Source organism: Sulfuriflexus sp. (assembly GCF_032250955.1).
Lineage (GTDB): Bacteria > Pseudomonadota > Gammaproteobacteria > AKS1 > AKS1 > Sulfuriflexus.
Genome location: NZ_JAVVES010000009.1, coordinates 1 through 25,747 on the forward strand (window position 1 = coordinate 1; position 25,747 = coordinate 25,747).

The 25,747-nt window shown below is 51.9% G+C and carries 32 protein-coding genes and 2 pseudogenes; 10 read left to right on the top strand and 24 right to left on the bottom strand.

The features are described from left to right. Positions 1-819 precede the first annotated feature (819 nt). The 7 genes and pseudogenes from RQ738_RS02475 to RQ738_RS13705 form a co-directional block, all read right to left on the bottom strand. Positions 820-1,242 (bottom strand): Rrf2 family transcriptional regulator, encoded by a 423-nt coding sequence (locus RQ738_RS02475; RefSeq protein WP_314161799.1) that lies wholly within the window; start codon positions 1,240-1,242, stop codon positions 820-822. A gap of 33 nt (positions 1,243-1,275) precedes the next feature. Next, the gene (locus RQ738_RS02480; protein ID WP_314161847.1) at positions 1,276-1,593 is read right to left on the bottom strand and encodes an NnrS family protein; all 318 of its coding nucleotides are present in this window, start codon (positions 1,591-1,593) and stop codon (positions 1,276-1,278) included. A gap of 242 nt (positions 1,594-1,835) precedes the next feature. Continuing rightward, positions 1,836-2,807 carry a multicopper oxidase domain-containing protein gene (locus tag RQ738_RS02485; protein ID WP_314161800.1) on the bottom strand — a complete coding sequence of 324 codons (972 nt, stop codon included), beginning with the start codon at positions 2,805-2,807 and terminating at the stop codon, positions 1,836-1,838. Positions 2,808-2,926: 119 nt separating this feature from the next. Then, the gene (locus RQ738_RS02490) at positions 2,927-3,316 is read right to left on the bottom strand and encodes a cytochrome c (RefSeq protein ID WP_314161801.1); all 390 of its coding nucleotides are present in this window, start codon (positions 3,314-3,316) and stop codon (positions 2,927-2,929) included. Beyond that, entirely contained in the window at positions 3,313-4,038 is a 726-nt protein-coding gene (locus tag RQ738_RS02495) for a c-type cytochrome (protein ID WP_314161802.1), read from the bottom strand. The genes RQ738_RS02490 and RQ738_RS02495 overlap by 4 nt, the downstream gene beginning before the upstream one ends. A gap of 32 nt (positions 4,039-4,070) precedes the next feature. Further along, positions 4,071-5,006: a multicopper oxidase domain-containing protein gene (locus tag RQ738_RS02500; RefSeq protein ID WP_314161803.1), complete on the bottom strand. Its 936-nt coding sequence runs from the start codon at positions 5,004-5,006 to the stop codon at positions 4,071-4,073. 486 nt (positions 5,007-5,492) lie between these two features. Further along, positions 5,493-6,020, bottom strand: a pseudogene (locus RQ738_RS13705) (CBS domain-containing protein); the annotation flags it as partial. Between the two features lie 222 nt (positions 6,021-6,242). Between RQ738_RS13705 and cfa the strand changes: the two are divergent. From cfa to RQ738_RS02525, 3 genes are all read left to right on the top strand, one after another. Continuing rightward, positions 6,243-7,481 carry a cyclopropane fatty acyl phospholipid synthase gene (cfa, locus tag RQ738_RS02515; protein ID WP_314161804.1) on the top strand — a complete coding sequence of 413 codons (1,239 nt, stop codon included), beginning with the start codon at positions 6,243-6,245 and terminating at the stop codon, positions 7,479-7,481. A 169-nt stretch (positions 7,482-7,650) separates the two neighbouring features. Beyond that, positions 7,651-7,941 carry a phospholipase A gene (locus tag RQ738_RS02520; protein ID WP_314161805.1) on the top strand — a complete coding sequence of 97 codons (291 nt, stop codon included), beginning with the start codon at positions 7,651-7,653 and terminating at the stop codon, positions 7,939-7,941. A gap of 253 nt (positions 7,942-8,194) precedes the next feature. After that, positions 8,195-8,521, top strand: coding sequence for a hypothetical protein (locus RQ738_RS02525; protein WP_314161806.1), 327 nt, complete (start codon positions 8,195-8,197; stop codon positions 8,519-8,521). A 39-nt stretch (positions 8,522-8,560) separates the two neighbouring features. Here the strand turns inward: RQ738_RS02525 and RQ738_RS02530 are convergent, their stop codons facing one another. The 9 genes and pseudogenes from RQ738_RS02530 to RQ738_RS02575 form a co-directional block, all read right to left on the bottom strand. After that, on the bottom strand, positions 8,561-8,935 hold the full coding sequence (locus tag RQ738_RS02530) for a hypothetical protein (RefSeq protein WP_314161807.1): 375 nt from the start codon (positions 8,933-8,935) through the stop codon (positions 8,561-8,563). 1,399 nt (positions 8,936-10,334) lie between these two features. Then, positions 10,335-12,101 carry a proton-conducting transporter membrane subunit gene (locus RQ738_RS02540; protein WP_314161808.1) on the bottom strand — a complete coding sequence of 589 codons (1,767 nt, stop codon included), beginning with the start codon at positions 12,099-12,101 and terminating at the stop codon, positions 10,335-10,337. Between the two features lie 107 nt (positions 12,102-12,208). Further along, the gene (locus RQ738_RS02545; RefSeq protein WP_314161809.1) at positions 12,209-12,529 is read right to left on the bottom strand and encodes an NADH-quinone oxidoreductase subunit K; all 321 of its coding nucleotides are present in this window, start codon (positions 12,527-12,529) and stop codon (positions 12,209-12,211) included. Beyond that, positions 12,526-13,470 (bottom strand): hydrogenase subunit MbhD domain-containing protein, encoded by a 945-nt coding sequence (locus tag RQ738_RS02550; RefSeq protein ID WP_314161810.1) that lies wholly within the window; start codon positions 13,468-13,470, stop codon positions 12,526-12,528. Before RQ738_RS02550 ends, RQ738_RS02545 begins: the two co-directional genes overlap by 4 nt. Next, a pseudogene (mnhG, locus tag RQ738_RS02555) lies at positions 13,454-13,756 on the bottom strand (monovalent cation/H(+) antiporter subunit G); the annotation flags it as partial. The pseudogene mnhG and the gene RQ738_RS02550, both read right to left, overlap by 17 nt. Beyond that, positions 13,743-14,030 (bottom strand): monovalent cation/H+ antiporter complex subunit F, encoded by a 288-nt coding sequence (locus RQ738_RS02560; protein WP_314161811.1) that lies wholly within the window; start codon positions 14,028-14,030, stop codon positions 13,743-13,745. The gene RQ738_RS02560 and the pseudogene mnhG, both read right to left, overlap by 14 nt. Before the next feature lie 29 nt (positions 14,031-14,059). Continuing rightward, positions 14,060-14,467, bottom strand: a complete 408-nt coding sequence (locus tag RQ738_RS02565; RefSeq protein WP_314161812.1) for a hypothetical protein — start codon at positions 14,465-14,467, stop codon at positions 14,060-14,062. A 1-nt stretch (position 14,468) separates the two neighbouring features. Continuing rightward, entirely contained in the window at positions 14,469-14,978 is a 510-nt protein-coding gene (locus RQ738_RS02570; protein WP_314161813.1) for a Na+/H+ antiporter subunit E, read from the bottom strand. Between the two features lie 7 nt (positions 14,979-14,985). Then, a complete protein-coding gene (locus RQ738_RS02575; protein WP_314161814.1) occupies positions 14,986-15,360 on the bottom strand; it encodes a hypothetical protein in 375 nt (124 codons plus the stop codon). Between the two features lie 261 nt (positions 15,361-15,621). Here RQ738_RS02575 and RQ738_RS02580 point away from each other — a divergent pair, with 261 nt between their 5' ends. After that, positions 15,622-15,918 (top strand): HipA domain-containing protein, encoded by a 297-nt coding sequence (locus tag RQ738_RS02580; RefSeq protein ID WP_314161848.1) that lies wholly within the window; start codon positions 15,622-15,624, stop codon positions 15,916-15,918. Here the strand turns inward: RQ738_RS02580 and RQ738_RS02585 are convergent. The 4 genes from RQ738_RS02585 to RQ738_RS02600 form a co-directional block, all read right to left on the bottom strand. Then, positions 15,911-17,338: an AsmA family protein gene (locus tag RQ738_RS02585; protein ID WP_314161815.1), complete on the bottom strand. Its 1,428-nt coding sequence runs from the start codon at positions 17,336-17,338 to the stop codon at positions 15,911-15,913. The genes RQ738_RS02580 and RQ738_RS02585 overlap by 8 nt on opposite strands. A 139-nt stretch (positions 17,339-17,477) precedes the next feature. After that, positions 17,478-17,699, bottom strand: a complete 222-nt coding sequence (locus RQ738_RS02590; protein WP_314161816.1) for a hypothetical protein — start codon at positions 17,697-17,699, stop codon at positions 17,478-17,480. A 135-nt stretch (positions 17,700-17,834) separates the two neighbouring features. Further along, entirely contained in the window at positions 17,835-17,981 is a 147-nt protein-coding gene (locus RQ738_RS02595; protein ID WP_314161817.1) for a lmo0937 family membrane protein, read from the bottom strand. A 297-nt stretch (positions 17,982-18,278) separates the two neighbouring features. Continuing rightward, positions 18,279-18,461 (bottom strand): DUF1328 domain-containing protein, encoded by a 183-nt coding sequence (locus RQ738_RS02600; protein WP_409929514.1) that lies wholly within the window; start codon positions 18,459-18,461, stop codon positions 18,279-18,281. A 102-nt stretch (positions 18,462-18,563) separates the two neighbouring features. On the opposite strand from RQ738_RS02600, the gene RQ738_RS02605 reads away from it, so the two are divergent. Both RQ738_RS02605 and RQ738_RS02610 read left to right on the top strand, forming a co-directional pair. Beyond that, the gene (locus RQ738_RS02605; protein ID WP_314161818.1) at positions 18,564-18,794 is read left to right on the top strand and encodes a hypothetical protein; all 231 of its coding nucleotides are present in this window, start codon (positions 18,564-18,566) and stop codon (positions 18,792-18,794) included. Between the two features lie 21 nt (positions 18,795-18,815). Next, the gene (locus RQ738_RS02610) at positions 18,816-19,136 is read left to right on the top strand and encodes a BON domain-containing protein (RefSeq protein ID WP_314161819.1); all 321 of its coding nucleotides are present in this window, start codon (positions 18,816-18,818) and stop codon (positions 19,134-19,136) included. A gap of 127 nt (positions 19,137-19,263) precedes the next feature. On the opposite strand, the gene RQ738_RS02615 is transcribed toward RQ738_RS02610, so the two are convergent. Continuing rightward, positions 19,264-19,500, bottom strand: a complete 237-nt coding sequence (locus RQ738_RS02615) for a hypothetical protein (RefSeq protein ID WP_314161820.1) — start codon at positions 19,498-19,500, stop codon at positions 19,264-19,266. On the opposite strand from RQ738_RS02615, the gene RQ738_RS13710 reads away from it, so the two are divergent. From RQ738_RS13710 to RQ738_RS02630, 4 genes are all read left to right on the top strand, one after another. Further along, positions 19,447-19,629 carry a hypothetical protein gene (locus RQ738_RS13710; protein ID WP_409929517.1) on the top strand — a complete coding sequence of 61 codons (183 nt, stop codon included), beginning with the start codon at positions 19,447-19,449 and terminating at the stop codon, positions 19,627-19,629. The two genes, RQ738_RS02615 and RQ738_RS13710, sit on opposite strands and share 54 nt — an antisense overlap. Positions 19,630-19,866: 237 nt before the next feature. After that, complete coding sequence (locus RQ738_RS02620) at positions 19,867-20,433, top strand: TetR/AcrR family transcriptional regulator (RefSeq protein WP_314161821.1); 567 nt, start codon at positions 19,867-19,869, stop codon at positions 20,431-20,433. A 29-nt stretch (positions 20,434-20,462) separates the two neighbouring features. Further along, the gene (locus RQ738_RS02625) at positions 20,463-22,505 is read left to right on the top strand and encodes a methyl-accepting chemotaxis protein (protein WP_314161822.1); all 2,043 of its coding nucleotides are present in this window, start codon (positions 20,463-20,465) and stop codon (positions 22,503-22,505) included. Between the two features lie 894 nt (positions 22,506-23,399). Continuing rightward, positions 23,400-23,831 carry a DUF4279 domain-containing protein gene (locus RQ738_RS02630; RefSeq protein WP_314161823.1) on the top strand — a complete coding sequence of 144 codons (432 nt, stop codon included), beginning with the start codon at positions 23,400-23,402 and terminating at the stop codon, positions 23,829-23,831. A 7-nt stretch (positions 23,832-23,838) separates the two neighbouring features. Here the strand turns inward: RQ738_RS02630 and RQ738_RS02635 are convergent, their stop codons facing one another. From RQ738_RS02635 to RQ738_RS02645, 3 genes are read right to left on the bottom strand one after another with little or no spacing between them, the layout of a single operon-like run. Continuing rightward, positions 23,839-24,231 carry an HIT family protein gene (locus RQ738_RS02635; protein ID WP_314161824.1) on the bottom strand — a complete coding sequence of 131 codons (393 nt, stop codon included), beginning with the start codon at positions 24,229-24,231 and terminating at the stop codon, positions 23,839-23,841. 5 nt (positions 24,232-24,236) lie between these two features. Next, a complete protein-coding gene (locus tag RQ738_RS02640; RefSeq protein ID WP_314161825.1) occupies positions 24,237-25,256 on the bottom strand; it encodes a tetratricopeptide repeat protein in 1,020 nt (339 codons plus the stop codon). Then, on the bottom strand, positions 25,240-25,740 hold the full coding sequence (locus tag RQ738_RS02645; protein ID WP_314161826.1) for a peptidylprolyl isomerase: 501 nt from the start codon (positions 25,738-25,740) through the stop codon (positions 25,240-25,242). Before RQ738_RS02645 ends, RQ738_RS02640 begins: the two co-directional genes overlap by 17 nt. Positions 25,741-25,747: the final 7 nt, after the last annotated feature.

Consider the following 25,747-nt stretch of genomic DNA (forward strand, 5'->3'; position numbering starts at 1 on the left):
AGTAAATAAAACAATGTGTTATCGAATCTAAATCCCCTCACCCTAACCCTCTCCCGAAGGGAGAGGGAATTAACGGGTCAGCAGTGACTTTAATTATAACTACAAACGTAGTGGCACCTTGTGAGAAGTAAGTTACAAGGCGACACTAATTGATAGTGATCAGTATCTGTTAACCCGCATGTGGCATATAGAGCTAAACTCTGTCAGTGCGTAGAATATGGTGAACCATCCTGCGGAATATCCCTGGTCAAGTTATCACTGCAATGGATTAGGAAAAGAAAATTTGCCAGTTACGCCCCATCGAGCATATAGGCGTCGAGGGTCAATAGACCCAGACCGGCAATAAAGCTATCGTCAACTATTCCGTACCCATATTCCAGAGATGACGCTGAATGCAATACGCGAAGCGACCAATAAAGCCTGGGTTATGGGGGACGAAAAATTCAAAAACCAGAATATCGAATAATATAAGCAGGTAGGTAGGTACAATCCAGTGGCCATGATCGTGACAGAAAATCTACGATTTATCATCAGCACCGAGACGGTTAATTAATCAACGAGACAGACCCCTTGATGCATTTTCTGTATACGGCATGCTCAATTCGTTCTACCTGCTCGGCAGTCTATTCGTTACTCCTCGTATGACGCATGAAATTCACGAACAGTAAATCGACTCAATGCCAGCACGATTGGCAAAATAATATGTTCATCCACCAAGTGCAACAAATGGAGGATGATAGTCACTACAGACGCCAATAAGCCAGCAATGACATCCCACTCATAACTGGAAAAATATTTAAAGTTCATATTTTATATAACTCAGGTATTCATCAACTTATTTACCATCACAGAATTGTGCAACACGTCCTGTAGAGTGTATTGGCTGATTTCATTGAGAAACGCATCCTGTGCTTTATAAAAAATACGGTTCAAATCACAGGACGTTCTCAATGGACAATGAGTCTGCTGGCAATCAATCAAGGAGTTTCGTCCTTCAAATTCCAGAAACACCTGCCCCAGGTTAATATTTTCCAGTGTCTCACTCAATTCCATACCACCCCCTTTACCAGTATAGGTATGGATATATTTCAATGAAGCGAGCCGATGCACGACCTTGCGCAAATGTTCGCGGGAAATACCATAAAATTCGGCAATTTCCACCATCGTCACACGATGCTGATCATTAATGGCCAGATACATTAGTACCCGATAAGCGTAATCTGTATAGCGGCTGATTTGCATAATGTCGTCATTTTACCTCACTTCTCCCCATGTTTATATTATTGTCACTGTCATTTCCTGGATAACAGAATACCTAACCTGGACGCCATCGACCCTGTGCCGTATGAGAATCAAAATGTAAGAGGCTGAAAAAACAACGAAATTAAGTATCTGAAACACCTGGGAAACACAGTTCCACAGCGTGTAATGTGTGGCATCAATCAATGATTGTACAACCCTGATAAATGCACTCATCAGCAACAATGAAAACATCAGTATCACCGTAAGAGGGGGTTCGAAGACATTACGTCCGGTATGTCCCAGTGCAATACGGGCCATCAGGCCGATACCACCAACGGTAAACGCATGTATTGCCCCCCTGCCAGATGGACAAAGTCTTTAGCAGAGAACCTAACAGGAGGCGTCTTCCAGACGTCCGGCGTATATGACCAGGTAAATCACTCTACGGCAAGCATAAATCTGTGTATGTATCGAACCTCTTCTATTAAGAAATAATTTCACCTTGCTTATTACCCATCTATATTCCCTGTTATCATCACCCCCATTGAAAAATGAACTTGCACTGACCGCTGTGACGCGGTCATTTGCAAAACTTAGTCCTTTTTCTTCTTTTTCTTCTTTTTCTTTTTGATTTTGGTGCCTTTAAACGCAGCGTGGTTATGCATGCCATAGGGTTTCTTTAACATCTCGCTCATGTAGAAATCAGGATCATAACTGGCATCCTTGTCCTTCCAGACATACCAGTCATCTTTCTCAATACCCTCGTATTCCACAATCATTACTGCTCCGCCCGGCATTTTTCCATTATTTGTCGTATGCGGTTCAATGTGATCATGATTAATCCAGCGGCCCGGGTTGTTCATCCGTACGATGACATCCATCCGCGCCCCTTCCGGTACATGTACCACATCCGCCCAGTAGGGTGATTTGAGCGGCAGACCATCCTTGTGGGTGACCAGCACATCATGGCCATGCAGATGATAGGCGGTCTCGGAGCTGACGCCATAAAGCCGAAGTCGCAGTACATCACCTTCCTTTACTCGCAGAGGCTGGCTGGAAGGAAAAGACTTGCCATTGATTGAATAATAGTCAGCTACTTCTCTGGGATGACCACCTTTACCATATTCCATCGCCACATCAGAATTCCAGCCGGAGAACATTAATACGACATCTTTGGTAACCTCTTTTTCCAGGGCAGTAGGTTCTTTTGGATCAACAATAAGCGGTCCCCACATTCCTCTTAGCCCGACATGCTCGGCAACATTGACATGACAGTGATACCAGAGACTGCCCGGTTTATCAGCAACAAACTTGTACACATAACTGTCACCCGGTTCAATCGCTTGCTGGGTTACTTTCGGTACACCATCACTGCGCCATGAATTGGTCTGATAAACACCATGCCAGTGAATGGTATGATTCAATGCAGTGAGATTATGCACGGTGACTTCAACATCATCACCTTCCTTGACGTGTATCAGTGGTCCCGGTACCTGGCCGTTGTAAGCCCATACCCTGGCTTTAAAACCCGGAGCCACTTCAACCTCAACTTCTTCAATGGTCATTTCGAATTTTCGTAATTCGGCATAACTGCTGCTAAACGGATACATGAGCAGCAACAGGGCGAATAGTTGCCACACAATGTTATTCAATTTTATTAATGAACACTTCATGCGCTTTACCTCTATTTTGTTTTCTTCTCACAACACACGGTACGCAGGTAGCGCACCAGCGATTCAATTTGCTGATCGGACAGGTTGCCGTCCCAGTTCGGCATCAGTACCGATTTATCAATGGCCTTACCGCCATGCTTGATTGCCTTGAACAGGTCCTTGTCCGTACGTGACTGCATCTCCCTGGTGTCGGTATGATCCTTGGGTAATACCTCCATATCGGCGACATTAATGCCATAACCGTCACCGCCGACCCCGTGGCATTGCACACAGTAAACCTGGTAAAGGCGCTTGCCGGCATCAATTCCGGATTCGTTGGCCTGCGCTGTCCGAATCATGACCACGGGTAACGTGGTGATAGTGATGCCCAGCAGCAAAGAAATAATGATTCGTCTCGTCATGGTGTTTTCTCCCCAATGAGTTTCAGGTAATCCACCAGTTTGTGAATATCGGCTTCCTGGAGATGACGGTTTGGCATCATGGAATGCGGATCCCAGGCTACCGGATCCTTGATGTAGGACACTATGAATTCCGGCTTCATCCGCTTCCAGGCAGTGTACATTTCAGGTCCGGATAACCCGCCGCTATCTTCTGCATCACGATGACAGGCAGCGCAGCCCTTGAACTTGTTAAAGTTCATCTTGCCAAGCACGGCGGATACCTGTTTGGGCTGATAGGTTTGCGTCAATGATGGAACGTCCTGCGCATGCAATCCCATCAGATAATCGACCACGACTTTCGCTATGTCTTTTGGTACGGCAGGATGGGGGTGGAACGTATTGTCATCAATAACATCGCCGTCATCCGTAACCACAGTGTGATGAGGCGGGAAACTGCCACCGGGCCGTATCCGGTGAGGCTTTTCCAGCCAGCTCTGCAACCACGTTTCATTGAATTTGTCACCAGCGTAATACAACAGCGGTCCTTTGCGCTCGATGCGCTCAATGATACCGCTAGCGGCAAAGTCCGGTTTGGTCACCGCATGACAACTGACACAATTGTCTTCTACATAACGCCGAGCATCCGCGGCAGTGGCGGTGTGACCGGCCAGGAGACCGGTCACACCCAATACCAATACAGCCAACCCGTTGCGTTTTTTCACCTTGTCATTATGTGTAAACATCATCATTCCTCGGATTAAATAACAGGTACGGGTTAGCGAAGAATGAGGTTGCCGTTCCTGCCTTTGGCGGGATCCGCATCCTTGTGATTCATTAATACGGTGATGGCACCGTTCAAGGCCTTTTTCATGCGGTGATCCACCAGCGCATTATTGGTAGCACGATCTGCGGGGCTGACCAGATCAAAAACCATGCCATGAGCCGGTGCCACATCAACCGTCTGCATGCCGTAAAGGACATTTTTCGGATTACCATTATCCCAGACACGTTCCCAGATCCCGGCGATCGGATGGAATGCTGCCGATTCATTGATACTGGCATTGACGAAATAGACTCGGACGCGTTCACCCGGTTTGGACTCCAGCGCAATACTGGCATTGGTGTCATGAACAGGGTCGTAATGGTATACCTTGCCGTTGATCAACGCCGCTTTCCAGCCCTTACCCATAGTGATATCTTTCGGCTTAGTGCCTTCCTTGAACAGGTCACCCTGTACAATCACATATTCACGATCCGGCTTCGGATAAGCTTCGCTGTAGCCTTCGCGGGGATCGACAATAATCACACCGTACATGCCACGGGCGATATGCTCGGACATGGCCTCTGATCCGCAGTGATAAATGAATACGCCTGGCACATCTGCCCTGAACTGAAATTTCCTGGTTTTACCCGGTTTCACCGGGGCAAACTCATTCAGGACATCGACCTGTGCGGCATGGAAATCCATGGAATGACTCTGTTTGTTGGACTTGTCGTTATGCAGGGTAAAATCCACCACATCCCCCTGCTTCACCCGTACCAGCGGACCCGGAATGGTGCCGCCAAACGTCCACATGGATTGCTTGTTGCCAGCGTTATCGATCTGTAGTTGTAACTCTTTGACCGTCATCTCGACATTGATGGTGTCAGCGTAGACATGACCAGACAATATGAATCCAAGTACACATAAGGTGTAGTTCAGTGTTTTCATGCTTAACTCCCTCTTTATGATGTTTTCATAATACATCTTATATCGACATTTAATGTATTTCAAGAACATCTTTTAGGGGAGATGCAGAATCATTAAATATTTTTATGGGAATAATAAATCAGGTTAAATATCAAATTGATAGATAAGAAAAAGCTAAACACTATCCACTCTGCCGTAGCAAGACGGTGTAGTTCCGTTAATGCCTGTTCACGTACACCGGAATCCCGCCTGGGGGAAAGACCTTATACACCGTACATTTGAAATCGGTACTATCCAGCAGCCAAAACAACCAGTCCTGCTCAAGCAAAGGCTGCGCCATACGCTGCGGGATAAAACAGGAACCATCGTTACTCATCAAAATCTGGATGCCCTGCCGGCCGATATTGACTGCTTGCGCCGGTCGTTCCATTTCGGGATAACTACTGTTGTGTTGAGCATAATAAAGCCTGTCCCGAGTCCACATAAATGTAATCCTCACCTGGTTAGTCGCACTAAATCCGCATATTCTTTTTTAACCTCGCCAAGAATACGCACACCCAGACCGTAACCGGAGAAAGGGTGCCAATAAACCATTTCATGTGCTAGACAGACTTCCACCCCTAGATTGCAAACTTCATCCTTGAAGAGTTCACTTTGAATATCCTTTGCCGTAATCAGGCCGCGCAGCTCAAAGTTGTCGTTGACCACCAGCACCTTCTCGATACGGTGTTTGTGCAGCAAGGCGACGACCTCTTCGCGTCCCGCGCCTTCCCGCACAGTCACCAGGCGATCCTTTGGGGTCATGATTTCAGAAACCGGGGCATCAACCCGCGTTTCGAAACGCATATCCCGACCGGTAACGATGCCGACCAGTTCGTTCTTGTCGACCACCGGCACACCCGAGATATTGTACTGTCTCGTCAGTTTGATCAGGTCACCAATCGTCGTCGAAGGCGGCACCGTAATCGGGTCCTTGACCACCCCGCTTTCAAACTTCTTCACGCGGTGGACTTCTTCAGCCTGGCGCTCAATGGAATTCTGAATAAGGGCAACGATTGTGTTACATGCAAACGACTAGCTGCTTCGAGAGAGCTGCCATTCGCCGCTACAGCAAGAAATTTTCGTATTTACTCAATATTAACGTTTTTGATATCGAATATTTCGATATATAAGCCCAATAAATATCGTTTGTCATGCTCTAACATTTTCCAATATGGTTTGCCTTCCTAAATGACAAAAAAATACAGGAATATGCTCATGTCTAGCGACGATAAAGGTCAGGCCATCAGGACATATGATCGTGATTTACCCCAAACTGAAACATACGATTCCGAAATCTTTAAACCTGAACTGCATCTTGCGGATATAAAACGTCTTGACGCACCACCGGTACTATCCCGACTAGTTAAAGATGCAGGAATAAAATTTAACGGCTCGCATCCCTGGGATGTCCAGATACACAATGAAGTAACCTATCGACGGATATTGGCCAAAGGTTCTCTAGGCCTTGGTGAGGCCTATATGGACGGTCAGTGGGATGCGGTTTCACTCGACGAATTATTTACACGTCTTATGAATTTTGATATCGATCAAAAAGTTCATGGCTGGGCAAAGTTCAGACTTTTATTTGAAATGTTCCGTCATAAGCTCTTTAACCTGCAAACTTCCAAACGTGCTTTTCAGGTAGCAAAACAGCATTATGATATTGGTAATGATGTATTTGAAGCCATGCTTGATTCGACCATGAGTTACTCATGTGCTTACTGGGAAAACGCCCAAACGCTCGAACAGGCGCAACTGAACAAACTCGACATGATTTGTCGAAAACTCGATCTTCAGCCAGGTGAACGCCTTCTTGAAATCGGTTGTGGCTGGGGCGGACTCGCACATCATGCTGCCATGAATTACGACATTGAAGTAGTAGGCATCACAATATCCAAAGAACAACAACACTTCGCCAGGCGACGATGTATTGATTTGCCCGTGAAGATTGAATTAATAGACTATCGCGACCTGAATGGAGAATTCGACAAGATTGTTTCGGTTGGAATGTTTGAGCATGTGGGGCCAAAAAACTATTCAACATACTTTGATCAGGTATTCAGGTTATTGAAACCTGATGGTCTGTTCCTGTTACATACCATAGGCAATTATTGTGCCACCAAAACCGTTGATCCCTGGATTGACAAATACATTTTCCCGAATGGCAAACTGCCTTCAGCAAAGGAAATCACATCCATAATCGAAAAAAAATTCCTTATCGAGGACTGGCATAACTTTGGTCAGGATTATGACAGGACATTAATGGCCTGGATGCAAAACTTCGAGCAGGCATGGCCTGAACTAAAAAATAAATATGACCAGCGTTTTTATAGGATGTGGAAATACTATCTATTAAGTTGCGCTGGTTTCTTTCGTAGCCGCCAGGGTCAGTTATGGCAAATCATGATGAGTAAACGTGAGCGATCAAAAATATATCGTTCAGTGCGATACTGATATTACGACATTCCGCACACTGGAGAAATTCGGTTATAGACCAATTAATTCTTCAGAAAAAAAAGAATTTCAAGGGTCCACCGGTCTATGTCGCGGTGTTCAAGGACATTAGACAGAAATGTCTGGAACCGGAATGCAAAGATGTCTCCCTTGATGGACTCTTTATGCGTTGCCTCTTTTCACAGAAAGCGAGCCCACTGGCCTGATGTGGCACAATAACCTGAAGTCCAGTAACTGGAGAGCCATACAGTTTAACTATACCTTCCCGCTCAATAAACGCATACGCAGTTATCTTCAGCTATTTAGCGGCCACGGTGAATCGCTGATCGATCATGATCACTACAATAATCATATCAGTATCGGTGTCACACTCATCGTCTGGCTGTGGTCAGGCTTCGACAGACACCGGAATTTGCACAGAGACCTGCTCGGCCTCGATCAATTGGCCATGACCTGGTAATTCCTGTCAATATTCCATTGATAAGGTATAAGGAAGTATAATCCCCCTTTTCACTGAAAAACCACCCTGACTACCCCGAATCCACCCTTTCCCTGTATCGTCGGCAACGTCCCTGTTATTCATCTTGAGTTTTTCCTAATCAAACACGCTGACCTGTGGAGGGGCGCGCGCGTCGGGCAGTCGAACCGCGTCCTGGCATTCGCCCTTTTCCTTCAGGTGATTCAGGATCTTCTGGATCACCACCGGATTCTCAATGCAGGCGATGATCCTGACTGGTCCACCGCAGGCCTGGCAGCATGGCGGTCTCCCGGTTTGTCATCCACTCCCCGGCCGCCTGCCGCATTGTGTCCACGGCCAGCTCAGATTCAAAACCCAGCTTGCCAGCATCACGCAGGGTTTCCAGTTCAATCAGCCGTATCTCTATCTCTGCACTACCCGCATCGAGGTGATACCCACCATCATCATGATTTTCGTATGCATGGTAACCGAGAACAGTGCGCTCAATCAGGTACTGCGCCACGAGTTGCCGGACAAGCAGGTGAAGGCCTATCCGCCGCCCGATGTGAAGGCGAAACCCTGAACGGCTGAGGCCCCGCGGGGCATCTCGCCGGGTGCGTGATCAGTCGTCATCATCGTCCCGCCCTGGACGGAATGCTTTTCGGCGTGAACCATAGTAGGAGGGATCGTCCAGCATCCTCAGCGGCGTCGCCTGCCCGCCACGGACCATGATCATGCCGCGTACACGCCGACGCGTCGCCTGGTCCTCCTCGCTGAAGCGCCGCTGCGTGCGCGTGCCATCGCCCTGCACCACTTCATACTCATCGGCCAGTGTCACGAACAGGGTGTGGTAGCCGCCTTCGGCGAGCCCCTCACTACCGACCTGATAGCCTACCTGTCCCAGGGCATCCAGCGTGGTGATCACACCGTCAGCATCGGCATAGAGGCGATGTTGCTGCCGGTCAGGGCCGGTGCCCTCCAGAGCGAGGATGCGCACCAGTACCACAGGGCGATTGGTCGCCTGTGCCGAAACAACCGCCGGGAGTGCTTCGGCAGCGACATGGGATGGGAATGCGAGTTGCGACAGGGAAAGCAGGGCCAAAAGCCTGAAGGTACGGATCATCGGAGGGAGCCTCTCTGTGGATGGAAAACGTGCAGGGAGGTTATCAGCCGAAACTTAAATGAGGATGAATGGCCTCTGCGTTAGCCTTGATCGTGATTGCTAGGCACGTTATGTTCCGCTTCACTGCCGGAGCGGGGATTGACCCCGCAGACCTCGTTACCGGGTGCCGCGACGTCGATCTTACGCGGATAGGACAGGTTTATCTCCTCCATTATGAGTATAGGAAACATAAACACCGTTTTTACCCAAGTCCAGCGGTGGTTCGCCGTCAGTGGATCACCTTTTCGCAGCCCGACCGGCTGAAGGTCACCCTGAATTCCATGCCTGTTACCGAATAACCTGCCCGTTTTTTCTCCCTTTACATCCTAAATCTGACCGCCAGCAAGCCGTGACCCTGCCGTGGCTCACGATGCGGCGGCTTGAATCGATCAGTCGAGTTTCGGTATCAGGTGAACAGGCCCATTGGCAGTACCCGACTCTTGGGCAAGAAGGTATGCGCTGTTGTTTCAACCTTGTCTTTCAGATGCTCCAGGATCTTCTTGATCACCACCGGATCCTCAATGCAGGCGATGATCCTGACTGGCCCACCGCAGGCCTGGCAGCATGGCGGTCTCCCGATTTGTCATCCACTCCCCGGCCGCCGGCCGCATTTCAGATAATCATGGAATTCGCGTTGCACGTAACCCGGCAGTTCCCTTCCCTGCGCTGCCACATGCGTAGCAAATGCCGGGTAATACTCTTCGACGATTCGGTAGAGAAGCGTTTGCTCGGGCCGGGCTGGTAACGGTAAGCGCCCCATCCCGTGCCGACAGTCCACGCCGTAGCAGTAGGGAACATGAGTCGCGCACTGTTAGAACCCCTTCGGGTTTCATTCAGCACTTCTTCGCTATTCTCAGGTCATCCATGCGATACTGTACAAACATACAGTCTATCGTCAGGTGACTGCCCCAATCAACCTGTGTTTATCTCACCTTCGTATACATCCTACTCCCACTCGATGGTAAACAAGCCTGAAAAGGCCTTTAATTTTGTTGAGCTATATTTAGTCATAACGTCGATACCATGATTAGAAAATCCTTAAGTGAGTCGAGAACGATGCGGGCGCAACCCGAGATGCGTATCGATTAAGCATCCCATGCACCGTCATGTAATTCTGCATTAAAATATCCGGGGCTTGAAAGCACAAGGTCTTCCGTGGTCGTTTCAGAACCACCTGGCCGGGAGCACGTCATGCATGGCCGATCAGCGGTCTACAGCAAATGTTTCCTCACTGTCATGGCGTGCCTTTGGAATACTCACGGTCGGCGATCAAGTGTGCCCAGGCGAGCGGGCTGATTGCAGTATCCGCATAAATACCAAACACCAGCGTCGCGACGGCAGTCACCAGCGGCGGCAGGAGCAGTAGCCAGACGGTTTCACGCCAGTGCCTCGCCGGGATATTCTCGTCCGGCCAGGCATCCGCCCGCTGGCGGAACCATGCCCGGAATACAATAGGCAGAAAATACGCGGCGTTGAGCAAGCTCGATGTCCACAATACCCAGACCACCCAGCGCATGTCAGCCGCCATAGCGCCGTCCATCAACCATACCTTGCTTACCGCACCGGCGGTAAACGGCGCACCCATCATACCCAACGCTGCGATGCTGAACGCCAGTGTGGTCAGCGGCATGCGCCGTCCGGTGCCATTCATCTCGCTTATCTTGTGAATGCCCAGCGTCTCGGCGTAGTTGCCGGCACAGAAGAATAGCGTGATCTTCATGATGCCCTGATGCACCAAATGAACGAGTCCGCCGATGGTGCCGGCTGGGCCGAACAAGGCAACACCAAGCGCGATATAGGAAACCTGGCTGACGGTGGAGTAGGCCAGCCGTTTCTTAAGGTCGTTCTGGAACAGCGCTCGCAGACTACCCCAGATGATGGTCACGGCCGCAACGACGGCAAGCGGCGTCAACAGATTAAGTAACTGCGCGAACTCCACGCCGTAGACATCATAAACGACCCGCACGATGCCAAAGGCGCCGGCCTTCACCACCGCCACTGCGTGCAACAATTCGCTGACCGGCGCAGGGGCGACCATGGCCAGCGGCAACCAACCGTGTAACGGCACCAGCGCTGCTTTCACGCCCAGCCCGGCGATCAGCAGGAAAAAGATCGCAATCAGCACCGGATGGTGTGCCGTGTCCAAACTGTGAAGAAAACCGCGCTCGGTAAATTCCAACGTGCCGGTCAAGGTGTAAAGCCATACTGTGCCCAGTAATAGCAGGCGTGTCTGGCGCAAGGCCTGCACGGAACCCCACACGATGGCCGTCGCGCCCAGCAAGCCCAGGAATGCTGCTACACCGTCGCCGGCGAATGGACCGAAGAGCATGATCCACAAGCGCAGCAATATATAGAATGAAGCCTTTATCACCAGCGCCGAGAGCACGGCGCTCACTGGCGACGGGGCGCTGGCATGGGCAGGCGGCAACCATAAATGCAGGGGGAACAAGGCAGTCTTCAGTATCAGTCCTGCACTCATCAGACCCAGCGCAGCCCAGGCCGCCGACACCGGCGTCATCCGCCCGGCCAGCGTCGCGATGTCCACGCTGCCGAAGGCGTGATAGAGCAGCGCCACGCCCAACAGATAAGCGAGCGATCCCGACAGTGTCGCCAGCAGATAACGCATGGCCCCGGCGAGGGCATCCCGGCCGCCCGACAATGCCGTCAAGGCAACGACCGCCAGCCCCATCAGCTCCAGTGTGACATACAGATTGAACAGGTCGGCCGAGAGAAACAGCGCATTCAGCGCCGCGAGCAGGAACAGCCAGAGTGGCCAGAAACGGTGCGCTTCATCAACAGTGAAATACGCCGATGCGTAGACACTGCACCCTATTCCCACCAGGGCGGTCATGGTAAGCAGCATCAGGCTCAACCCGTCGGCGTACAGCACGATGCCCAGCGGCGCATCCCAGCCACCTACTGCATGATGGAATACCCCATGCTGCCAAAGCTGCAACGCCAGGCCTGTCACCGCCAGCGCGATGGCCAGGCTGCAAAACAACGCCAGCGTCTGTGCAACGCGCGGTCATACGAATGCCATCATCCCAGTCGCCAGCAGCAGGGCAATCAGCACGATGCCCCACGGGATTGCTATCGGGACATCGTCCATTACGGTTTGTCTTCCTTGCTGTCGGGTAATACCGCGTGGCCGGTTTCAGCCGTCAGTTTGAGCATCAACACCAGCGCCAATGCCGTGGCCGCGACCGCGACCGCCACAACGATGCCGGTGATGATCATGGCGTGCGGTACGGGATCCAGTATGGCAATTCCATTACGCGTTGCCATAGCTGCCAGCACCAGGAACACGCCGCTGCCCATCACATTGATCGCCAGAATCTTACGCAGCAGATGACGGTGCACCAGCAAGGCATGCAAGCCGATAGAAAAAAGTCCTGTGCCGGCGAGTGCGTAGAAAAATGCCGCACTCATTGCTGATCCTCTTTGTTGGGTGCTGCGCCCAGAAACAGCGCGATCAGGGTGGTGCCGATTGAAATCGTGGCGGTCGTTTCGATGATCAGGATCAAGCATCCAGCCCACGCTGGGGGCAACTGCAGCAACCTGCCCTCCAGTAACAGGGGGATCACAGCCAGCAGCATAAAAGTCACCGGACCCGCCACCAGCACGAGTCGCAAGGGCAATGCCGCCAGTGCGGCGGGCAGCTGCCAACCCGTCAGCAACATCAACACCCCGACGGCAGCAAGCATGGCACCCGCCTGAAAGGCGCCACCGGGCGCATGAGCGCCAGCCCATAACAGGTAGGCGGCGACCAGAATCAACAAGGGAGCCAGCAGGCGCGACAAGGTGTCCAGCACCAAACCGGGAGCCGCCTCGCGTCGCGGGGTAGTCATACCCAGAGACCACGCACCGAGCAGCGCCAGCAACAACACCATCACCTCCAGCAGGGTGTCATAACTACGGAAATTGAGCAGCACCGCCGTCACCGGATTGCTGACACCGCTTCGGTCAAGGTTCGCGGCGACATCCTCGCCAAGCCCGGCAGCATCAGGTGGCAACGGCCAGATGGCGTAAGCCAGCGCCATGGCAAGAAACAGGATCGAAACCAAAACAGGAATGGACCGGATGCCGCACAAGCTTCTGGTGATATCAACATTCACATTCGGCGAGGTGATGCGCAGTTTCACAAATGCCGCCAGCAATAACGCGCCGGTAAGACCGGCGCCGATAGCGGCCTCGGCCAGGGCAATGTCCGGCGCCTCCAGCCGCACCCAGACTAACGCCATCACCAGGCCAAATGCGATAAACAGGACGATGGCCTTAAACAGATCGCCACTGGCCAGCGCCCCCCAGGCCAGTCCCATCAGTGCCAAGGCCAGCAGGACATCGATGATCCAGGCGATCAGCGCTTCCATGGACGCCCCCCCGCCGCAACGCTCCTTCCGCGATCAGATACGACACGCTCGCCCCGGCGAGCAGCACCAGCAACCAGATCAGCAGCAGTTTTCCCGCCACTGCCCAGGATTCCGCCTGCACTGCGAGCCCCGTCACGGTCAGACCCAGGCCCACGTTGTCGGCCTTGGTCAGGGCATGCAGCCGGGTAAAGACATCTGGGAAGCGCAGCAAACCAAAGGTGCCCGCCAGAAAGAACAGGCCGCCGATGAGCAGCAGTGCGGCGGCGAGATAATCAGCCGGCGTCATTCCCACTTCCTGAATTTGGCCACGCACGGCGCACGAACGCCACCACCGTCACCGCCGTCACCGCCGCCAGAAGGGCGAACACCAGCGCCACATCGCGCAACGCCGCACTGCCGGCCGCCTCGGCAAGCAACAGCAGAATCGCCACCGCAGTAGTGCCGAACACCTGCGCCGCCAGCATGCGATCGGCGGCTGTCGGCCCGCGCAACACCCGCCACATACCGGCACCAGGGTTCAATACAAGGAACAAAGCCAGGGTGAAAAACAGTGTCTGCATGCCGTGCCAATCCTCCAGCGTAACCGGGGTCACAAAGCCGGGCGGCTTGATAGCCAGCGCCGGAACCTCCTTGTGTGCTGCTCTTTCAGCAGGTGTATATCGTCGCCGGCAAAAAATCGGTCCATCCAGTCCCGCGGTTCAATGATTTCAAGGAATGAGGTACCGACCAGAACCTTGGCGTTGATTTCGATCCGTGCACGATAAGGCTCGTTCAAGGATTCCAGCCACTGTGTCCTGGCGTTCATCGACCTGGCCTGCATATCGCCTGGCGCCGATCCGCCGCCTGGTATTCTGATGCTCTCCGGAACATGCTCGGTAACAGTGACGACCGTTACGCGCGCCTGATTGCTCTCCGCCAGGGCTACAGCGTGCTCAATGGCACACCGGCAAGCAATTTCAGACTTCATCACGCAAGGAATATTCTGAAATCGTCTCATCTCATTCCCCTCCATGGGAAGTCATCAGCAACACGCCACACATGCGCGCCACGCGTTGTTCCAGTGCCTTCAGTTCGGTCATAAAATCTCCACGGCTATCCAGAACGTGAACCTTTAATATTTGCCCATCCAGCGTGGCACTCAATGTACCTGGCAACAAACTTACGATATTGGCCAGAATAACCCGCGGCAGTCCCGCAGGCAGCCGAAGCGGATAATCGATGAGTGCCGGGGCGATAGGCATGCCAGGATGAAACGCTCGCCAGGCCACATCCACACCGCCCTGCAGGGAACGCCGAAGGAAAAAGGGAGCGAACTTGAACAGTTCCTGCCAGACAAGGGGTACAGGCGGCAGTAGCGCTACGCTGGCAATCACCGCGAACGACACGGCCGGGACACCAATCCACCACGACTGTACATCGCCGTCGGTGAGCATCCACCACAAAAGTGAAAACAATAGGACGCGCGACACGACCATCGACCAATCAAGTTTTTGATAATTAGGCATCATTCATGATTCACGCAGACCAGATTAATTGGCCCGTTTGTTCAAATGGTTGTGGCATAGCCTGTCCCATAATGTAATCAGCCGCCTCGCGGGCAGCATCCGCGAATGGCATCTGAATCAGATCGACGTCCGCCTGTTCCAGTCGGGCTGCATAATCCAGCGCTTGCGCCGTGATAGCGATCAGGCCGCGGTAACCGAGACTACGCAGCGAGTCGATAAGCGATAGATTAACATGGCGTTCGCGTGCCATACTCACTACACAATGCGCCCGTCCAGGCGGTAGCGTCGCGATGAACCCAGGATCTTCGATATCCCCGAACATGACCAGGTGTTCCCTGGCATCTCCTACACGAACCAGGACCGGGTTGAGATCGACTCCATGCACCTATCAGCCCCTTTCACGCAACGTCCGGGCTATGCCGTTGCCGTAACGCCCCAGCCCGAACAGCACGACCAACGGTACCGCATCATCCGACACGGTATCCTGTACGGCTTCCTGATGAGATTGTCAGCATTCGAAGACTCCGAGCCAGGGCGCCAGGCGCTCATACAGCGGTTAAGAATATAGGATCATGTACGTAGAGATACTGATGGTGATCAACCCGACCAAGATTATCAAGCCCATGGACCCGGCACTGACATTATTCTGTGTGGCAACACCAACGACCATGCTCGTAATCAAGCGGCCTTCTGGAACAGCAAGAAACTCACTCTGGCGCCTGGCTATGACATTTGCCCGCAAGGCCACACAGGCAACGAAGCTTCACAGGCCATGCTGATATCGGCCAACAACAACCTCAGCCATCTCAAAACCTGTCTTGAGACAACAAACCACTTCCTGTTTTCGCAAGACGATGCGCGCGCCCTGTTAGGCCACCTGACAGAGACTATCGAAAAGCACTGGGATACGGTCTGTCCTGTTGGTTGCAATCTTTTCAGTTAGGCGACACCACCGAACCGGCGTAGAACACATCGCACTCATCGCCTGGCAAGAGGTCTCTCCCCTTCTCGAACAACCTGAGCACCGGACCGGCGAGGGACTTGAGCATACTCGGTTTTTCAACCACCGGGTTCTGGAAGCTGCCACGTACAGCTTGTTTGACCTTGGCACAGCCCTTTGCGTCTATCAGTGCAACGGTCACATCATCGAACTGTTTGTTGACGAAATCGAGCTTCCCCTGGAGGGCAAGCCGGTTCTTGTCCGTGGCCATGGCCACGTCCTGTGCCTGTGCCACCCCGTGCTCGACCTTCCAGTCGGAGACAAGTTTGCGGATTCGGCTGTGGCCCGCTGACGCCTGCAAAAGGTTTGAGAAGTCGTAGCCTTTCGTGACCACCAGGCCCACGGGGCCGGCAAAGAAAAAGGCGCCGACATCCACGAGATTGAAGTGTTGACTGGACTCGAAGCGGGCGAAGGCCTCATCGAGATCAGTGCCGTTGACCGTGAGGTTCTCGCCGCGCAGTGCGATCTGCCCTTCGGCTGACTGCCGCATTTCCTTCGCAGTCTCTCCCTGCATCGACAGCTTCATGGTGAAATCCATCGGCCCTTCTGCAACCTTCTGTGACGCCCGCATTTTAAAGAATTCCTCGATGCGGAATTGCGGCAGTGAATAATCCACATGGTACAGCGGGACTGCGCCCGAAAAGTCCGCCTGGATACTTCCCGATCCCTGTGCGCCAAAGAGACGCAGGGTGACCGGCTTGAGATCGATAACCCCTTTGGTTGCGTTGGCCGAGACCTTCAAATCAGATAGCGCGAAGTCGTTTCTGTGGGCTTCCCTGCAGGCGAGTTTCGCCACGAATGAAATATGCTTCATGAGGCCCGGGTCTTTCCCACGCCCGAATCGCACCTGGTTTACGTCCAGACTGCAATCGTTGGCCTCGAATACTTCACCTGATTGCTTGTCGGTGTAGAGGAAAGTCGCGTCCGACATGGAGACTTTTGTAAAATCCTGGACAGGCAAGATTGCACCAGTCGTCGATGGTTTTTCGAAATTGAATGTGCCTGCGACGTTCCGCTCGATTGAAATCAGGGGATGTTTCAGCGTTATCGAACGGAGCCGGACTTCCCTGTGGAGTAGTGGGATGAGATCAATCCCAAGCCTGGCCTCCCTGGCGAAGGCGACATCCATCCCCTTGTTGCGAACATGCACGTCCTCCAGTGTGATGCGCAACCCGGGGAAGATGGATATCCCAAGCCGACCGTCGACGCTGACTTGCATCCCTGATGCGCTTGAGACGGTTTCTTCCAGGCGAGGCTTGTAGGCATTGACGTCTATAAAAAAAACCAGCGCCACTGCGGCGATGACAAGGAGCCCGATGAGAGTACCGGCGCCGAAGAGGATGATCTTGTTTTTTTTTGACATTGGCCAGTTCCAGATCCGCGCTCACTCCACTGACATCCGGGACAACCGGCCCAACCGTTGGTAAGCCATCGTGAACCGCTCCATCAGGACAGGTTTTTTATACCCTCATTTTGCCTTGTTCGGCAACAGGCTACAACGGCTAGCGCTTCCTTCCCCCAAGAAGCAGGAACACGCCACCAATGGCGATCGCCCCCACGCCAGCCCAAATGGGGACGTTGACTGTCTGTTTGTCCTTGATCGTCAGTTCGAGAGGTCCCAGTTTGGCGTCATGCGTGTCCTTGGTGAAGGTGAAACCACCATACGCCAGCCCCAGGACACCGGCCACGATCAACACGAGTGCCACGATTTGAACTGGTTTCATTCTATCTCCTCCTGATTTCATGAGCATCTGGATCCCTGCACTGACAGTGTGCGGGGAGTAACTGGCAAATCCAGTACCGCAACAACCACACCGCGCTGCCTCGTGCCCTGCTGCAGATAATCATCTTAATGGTCGTTACAATCGACGACCCTGGATGACCTGAAGCAGAATCACCACAATTGCGATGACCAGGAGGATATGAATCAATCCACCCACGGTATACGAACTGACCAGGCCCAGAAGCCAAAGTACAATCAGGATAACTGCAATAGTCCACAACATTTTCTTCTCCTTTTTTCCGCGCAGCGCGCTGCACAAAACTCCATATTTGTTAATGCTATTAGCGAAGAACAATTAGTGCATTGATATAAATCAACATAGCCAAATTATTATTGTTATCTCACTGCTGTCCCGTTAATTCCCTCTCCCTTCGGGATAACGCCGATTAAAGGGTGATGAAATTTCATGTGTTCATGCGCATCAATCAACCTGGTTACCTTATTTACCCGAAGCTTACTGCTTGTCAGGCTTATGTTAACGGGACAGCAGTGTTGTTATATATAGTCTCACATATAGCACCTATACTGATCCGCTTATACGCACAAACAGGATCAGGAACAGCGCAAACAGGATTTGTGCTATCCATACCCCGGTGTCGGCGATACCACTAAAGCCGAAAACATCTGCAATGTTCAAGATGAATAGAAATACTAATACCCAGGTAAGTATGTGCTTTTCTCCGGTGTCTGTTTCTGCGCACATCCTTGCCTGGAGTTTCGGTATTCTTCATTGCGATTCGTCAATGCCTTAGTCACATGTTTCTGCCAGATTGTCCGCACAATACAAATCGAGATGGAGGTCGGCATGAAAATTTATATAATCAACTTACTCATGGCATTCCTGTTACTCACTGGCCTGAGTGCCTGTTCAACCCGCGAAATGGCCACGGGCGCTGCTGCTGGTGGCGCCGCCTACGAGTATTCAAACAAGCGAGCCATGGACGAGCTTCAACAGGAATACGACGCAGGTCGCATCAACAGGGATGAATATGAACGACGCAAAAAGGAAATCGAAAAACGCTCGCTAGTTTATTAACCCCATCTAAGGAGAACCACCATGAAATCAGCAACTGCAATCGCCCTGACACTTATGCTCAGTATAGGATCCGTAACACTCCTGCTCAATGGTTGTGCCGCCACCAAGGACCGTCCGAGTACTGGCCAGTTCATCGATGACCGTACGATCACCACTAAAATCAAGGCCATGCTGTTGGACGACCCGCTTACCCAGGGGCTCAAGATCAATGTCGACACCTTCAAGGGGCAGGTGCAACTCAATGGTTTCGTGGCCTCGTATGATGAGAAGAAGCGTGCAGAGGCGCTGGCCAAATCGGTGGGCGGCGTCATATCGGTCACCAATAACCTTGAAGTCAAGTGAAAAACCAGCCACCGGTAAACTGGCGGCTCGTGAATATTTGTCCTTTCCATTAATCCGATGATGGCCTTTTCCTTTCCCGAAGCAATATGACATGGTGTCTGCACCCTCCCGAGGCGGACGCCGCTCATCATGAGCCGCTGGTGGTAGTGCCGAGCGAGAGCCGCGCCAATGTTCTGGCGGTAGAAAAGACGCAGATCAAGGGCGCGGGCACGGATTTCCGGGGCCACATCCGGCGCGCAGTGGTGCGGACGATGTGTTGTATATCGCGCCAAAATTCATGCGCCTGGTGTCCGTGGTGGGCATGGCCGCCATGTTCCTGCTCGGTAGTGGCATTCTGGTCCATGGATGGCCTCTTCTGCATCATGTTCTTAAAGGCCTGACCCATGGCAAGGGAACCGTGCTTGTGATTCTCATGCCCTGCCTGGCGTATTCGTTGGCCTGCGCACCCCAGGAGTGGTTAGCCTGTTCATCGTTCCCATCGTATTGGTGGTAATGCTAGTAGTTTGGCGCGAATAGCTGGAAGAACGGCTACAGGCCGCCGGACAAAGCAAAACAAGCGAACCGGTGCATATTTGCCGAATTTGCAGGGTTAGTCGCAGGCAAGGGCGATTACACACAGGGATATAACCTGCCCGAGGCGCGCCGCTGGATGCCGTGCCTCAAGAAAATTGCTAAAGTCTGGGGCGTTACTGCCGCTATGATAGTCAGTTGACCAACTTGGAAATTGACTATGCCTGTCACACAAAACCACCAGCGACTGATCAAGGCCGCCACCAAACTGTTTCACACCCGGGGCTATGCTGCTTCCAGTCTGAAACATCTGGCCGCAACATCCGACGTGCCATTGGGGAATATTTACTACTATTTCAAAACCAAAGACGCACTGGCTGATGCCGTGGCCGAGGGACACCACGAGGTCTTTTGTAGCCTGTTTGCCGAACTCGAGGCGCGACATGCCGATCCAGGGCAGCGTCTGCTGGCCTTTTTGGAGTACCCGCGCGCGCAGCGCCACGTCTTCACCCAACGCGGTTGTCCGGTTGGTGCACTTGCGCTTGAACTCAAGAAGGCTGGTACTGATTCGTATCAGTCGGTACGCGCCATTTTTCGCCTGCAACTGGACTGGTTCACGGCCCAGTTTGCCTTGGTCGGTCGCAAGGACGCCGCTACGCTTGCCGAACACCTCGTGGCGGCATTACAGGGCGCAATATTGCTCAGTCATACGTTTAACGACCACGCGATATTGACCCGGCAGCTCACCAGCCTGCGCGCATGGTTGCAGCCCTTAGTCACTTCATAAACAACGAACAAAAACGTAAGCGAGCATAAATGATGACTCTTAAAACAGTATTCATACCGACGATACGGCTGATGGGGCGCTTACGCATCCCCGCCAAGTTTGCCGTGATTACTCTGGTGTTTTTAATCCCAATGCTGACCTTGATTGGTATCGTGGTGTACGAGCGAACCGAGGCGCTGGCGCGCACCGATACACAACGCCAGGGTCTGGTGCATGCAGCCTCGGTCAGGCAGTTACTGGATCAGTTGATCGGCCTGCGCGGCGAAGCGCAAAGCATCGACACTGCCAGCAGGCAGGTAAGGATCGGCACTGTGGGTATGGTTTTACAGCGCCTGCACGACGCCCAGATAGTGAACAGCAACAGCGTGGCTGCGCAGCAAACGCGTGAACTGGCGGAAACATGGCAGAGTTTTCAATCCACCAACAAACAGACAGGCAGCACACAAAATGCGACGCTGTATGAGCTCGTGACCGGCAGCTTGCACCTGATGCAAGTCGTCGCCGAGACGTATGGCCTGCAACTCGATGGCGAGGCGGACAGTCATTACCTGACCGAAACCGCCATGCTGCGCCTGCCCATGGTGTCCGAGAATCTCGGCCGGATCGCCGATACGGGCAGCACCGTGGTCCGCCAGGGCTCCTTCACACCCGAGGGTTACCTCGCGTTGACCGCGGCCATCAAGGATCTGGAAAATTCGCTGGCGCAAACCCGGCACAGCTTTGACAATGTTCGGCAGTCCAGTAGCGCGCTGGAGTCTGCTTTGCAGCCCTTGCACGCAGATGCCATGGTGCAGCTGCAAAGCGTGATCGATGCCACTCGCACAAAAATGCTCGATCCGGATAGCCTGCAAATCTCACTACCTGAATTCACCGCCCTGGTGGCAGCGACGCGGACGCACCTGGTGACGTTTTATGATGCCGCGTTTGCCAGCCTCGATGACGTGCTCGCGCAACGTCATGCGCGGCTGCAGCGTGAACGCGGGCAGGCGATAATAGTCACCGGCGTCATGCTCCTGTTGGCCGGGTATCTGTTTACCGGGTTTTATTTCTCGACCCGGGACACGATAGACCAGCTCGGCGACACAGTCGATCGCTTGGCCGAAGGCGATCTTACCGCGCGCGCCCGGGTCGGCACGCGTGACGAGTTATCGCAGATCGCCGGGCGCATCAATATCATGGCCGCACACTTCCAACAACTGGTCGCACAGGTCATTGCAGCCACGTACCAGGTCGATGACCGTGCACAGGCGAGCAGCACCGCCGCGCATGAAGTGCATGCCGGTGCAACGCAGCAAAACAGCGACATCGAGCAGGTGGCGCAGGCGATTCGGCAACTGTCGGACACGGTGCAGGAGATGGCCATCAATGCCAGCAATGCCGCCGACGCGGCGAAGGATGCCGATGAACAGGCAACGAGCGGCAAGGAAGTCGTAATACACGCCATGCGTACCATCAACCGGTTGGCGGAGAATGTCCAACAGGCCAGCGACGTCATTCAGCAACTTGAAACAGACAGTGCCACCATCGGCAGCGTGTTGAACGTCATCGGCGAAATCGCCGAGCAAACCAATTTGCTCGCCCTGAACGCGGCTATAGAAGCGGCGCGCGCCGGTGAGCACGGCCGCGGGTTTGCGGTGGTGGCCGACGAAGTGCGCAATCTGGCCAACAAGACCACCGATTCCACGGCGAAGATCCATGCGATTATCGATAACCTGCGCGGCTCGACCCGATCAGCGGTCGACATCATGTCAGCCGGCAGCGAGGCTGCGCAGGCCAGTGTGGCCGAGGCCGGCCAGGCCGCCGAGGCGTTGGAATCGATCACCCGCGCGGTCACAACCATCAACGACATGAATTTCCATATCTCCAGCGCCGTGGAGGAGCAAAGCGCGGTAGCCAGTGACATCCACCGCAATGTCGATGCCATCCGTAATATCGCCGCGAACACCGTCGGCGTGGCGGGACAGACACGCGAAACCATGGATGAACTACTGGCGATTTCCTGCCAATTACAAACACTGGTAGACCACTTTCGCGTCGGCGAAGCAGTGGAAGAGCACAACCGCGCCGGCTGACGACAAGGGTTTCGCCTGATAAATAGCATAGTGTGCCCGACGCGTGGGCTCGCACCACCTGACACAAAGGAGCAGGCATTAAGAAAGGGCGCCATAGCGCCCTTCTGTTACCGCTGACAAAAACCGCCGCGCCGGTCACTACTTTTCGGCGATATCCTCCAGCATTTAGGCATGGATGATCGCCTGACAAGGTCGGTATCCTTGACACTCTTGCCATTGGCCATGCACATCCGTTGGCTGCAATACGCCACTGGCATGTTTTGGTTGAGATCAGGAAAAGAGAAAATATTCCCTCTTCGCGTGCCTCAATAATAGAAAGCCTCTAATTGAGGTGTAAATACCACCGCCACAAAGGGCAAAGTACCGTAGCCCTAAGTTTAGATTATATGGTCATACGAGCTTCTGGGCGTGCGACTGGCGGATTTATGGCTTTTTCGGAGTCGTGTAAGGAACCTCTTTCTGAAACGATTCCCAGATAGTGTCATACCCTACGTAACCCTTTTCATTTGCCTCTTTCTGACGTGTTGTCAAAAAGCGCGATTTGCCTTCAGGAACTTTTGGTCTGGTTGCAGGTGCGTGTCCGCTCATAAGTAACCCCTTATTACTAAAAATCGCGATGGCCACTACAGGAAATTGCAGTTTAAAACTATCACGATATATACTGTGTACTTTACCTCTTTTGAAGCAGAATCATAATAGAATACTTCTATAATATTTTTTAATTGGGTATTCATATATCTAATAAAGGTGGTTTCCACAAGGGAATTGATGGCTTTAGCCTCGCCCACCATTCTACGTGATTCGCAATTAGAGCGCCGCGTCTATTCAGCCTATACGTTATAATCACCGGCTATGTTTAGTTAATTAATGAGAACACATTCCTGGAGAAAAATCTTGGCATCAAATAAAGGACGAGCCTACTTCGCACTTGCTGGTTATCACTTTAACCCCGATGACATCACCCGTTTGCTTGGCATAGAGCCCACCTCAGTCAATAGTGCTGGCGCCAGAAGCGGATTGGACAAACCCGTAATAAGCTCATGGGAATTGTCGACGGATACTGTCACAACGGAAAATGGCACTGATGAGGTCGATGTTTATAAACTGACTGACATCATCCTTAAGCAACTCGAACCCATTAAGGGAGAAATTCTGCAAGTGTGTAAAAGCCACAACCTGTCACCCAGAATCGGCGTGGTGCTGACCTTATCTATTGATAAGGATGAAACCTGCCCGGATGTAGGCTTCGGTGCCAGAATGATTAAATTTCTGGCCGAGATCGGGGCGTTTATTGATATAGATTATCGGCTTTCAGAACGGATTTGATATCGTGTTAACTATTTTTGTCTTCCCAGTAGTTAGCCCTGTTCCTTAAAATCCAACGCACGCCGCCTCGCGGATCCTCAACATCACCTTTGTATCTTGGCATGACATGCACATGTAAATGGTGAACGCTCTGCCCGGCAGCCTCGCCAACATTAATCCCGATATTGTAACCAGCTGGTGCGAACTCTTTGTCTAAAATAACTTTAGCCTTCTGAATAGCCTTACCAATAGCCAGCAACTCGCCTTCTGTAGCTTCAAAAAAAGAAGCAAAATGCCGCTTCGGAACTATCAATGTGTGACCAGAAGTCGCGGGGTAAGTATCCAGAAAAGTTATTGTGTATTCACATTCATCTAGAATTCTCTCATCCCTGAACTTGCAAAAAATACATTCATTACTCATGGCAGTCAGTTGTGCAACAAGGTTCGCGCCTTACTCAACTGCTCTTCGCAGTGTTTTAGGCACAATGGTTGAAGGACATGCGGAAAACACTCGATAATCAATTCAAATTCATCTGCAACTTCGTCAGCAAGCACTATATCTTTTGTTAATTCAGCGAGTACACCTTGTGCCGTTGCCTTATTGACTCGGCATAATACTGCCAGGTGAAAAGGAAGTTGTTGTTCCATGCATACCGTTAATGCCGTCTCATAGGCCCTAATTGCTTCTTCCAGGCGTTCGGGGTTTTTTTCGGACTCACCCAAATGATGCAGTACTGCGCCACGGTTATTATGAGTGGCGGTTAATTCAAGAGCGTAATCATCTGCATCGAATTCTGCCAGTGCATTCTTATAAGCAACAACCGACTTTTGGAAGGTACGGTTACCTTTGAGAAGACGACCGTATATATGAAAAGTCACACCCAGTTGAAACATTACCGAAGCCCATCGTTGCGGCGTTTCTTTTCGGGAATATTCCAATAACGCGGCAGAATAAGCATCAATGGATTTTTTCAATGATTTTGTGTCAGACTCCTGTCTGCCCAGCGCCTGCAGGGCAGAACCCAGATTAGATTGCGTTGCAGCCCAGTCAAGCGGTGAATCTTCCTGACTAAACACTTCCAGCGCATGGTTAAAGCATGCGATTGCCTTGTTAAATAAATCAGCATCCCTTTGTTGCTGCCCAAGTGCCGATAATATATTGCCAAGGCTATTTTGTGTTGCAGCCCAATCTGAAGGTGATTGCTGACGAATTTCCTCAGTCAATGTAGCCTCAAGCATATCGCGCGCATTTGTGAACACATTGGCACTGTAACGGTGTTGCTCAAAATTGCCGCGTGTATAAATAAAATTATCCGGCACGGTCACCCTATTGTCAGCGCTGACACTCCTGGCTTCATCATCAGAAACCAGGCTTTTATAGTATTCAATCGCTTTTTCCAGCGCCTTATTGTCTGGATAAAAAATATAATTATTTGAGAATTTCATTGATATCCGGATCCGCGCCTACTGCACCACCAAGTTCGATTTCTTCATCAGTTGCGTCACGTATGGTCAATACCTCCAGCGTGAAAATAACGTCTCTGCCACACAGCGGATTATTTCCATCGACGGTTAATGTTTTGTCATCGAAGCGAGTGACGATAAAATTTCTGGGCTCACCTTTTTCATTTTCCATGGTAATGGTCATACCGATTTCCCGATATTCCTCCGGGACATTTTCGATATTATCAGTAAACACCAGCGACTCATCTCTCTCGCCATATAACAGTTTAGTATCAACCGGCACTTCGATGACATCACCGACCTTTTTACCATCCAGCTCTTTAGTCACCTGTTCTGACAGAACATCGTTCACGCCGTGAACATAACCCAGGGGATAGTCAACGGTGACAAGTACGTCACCGGTTTTTTTATCGATGACCTTATAATTTAGTTCAACGAATTTTTCGTTTTGAATTGTATCTGACATAACTAGA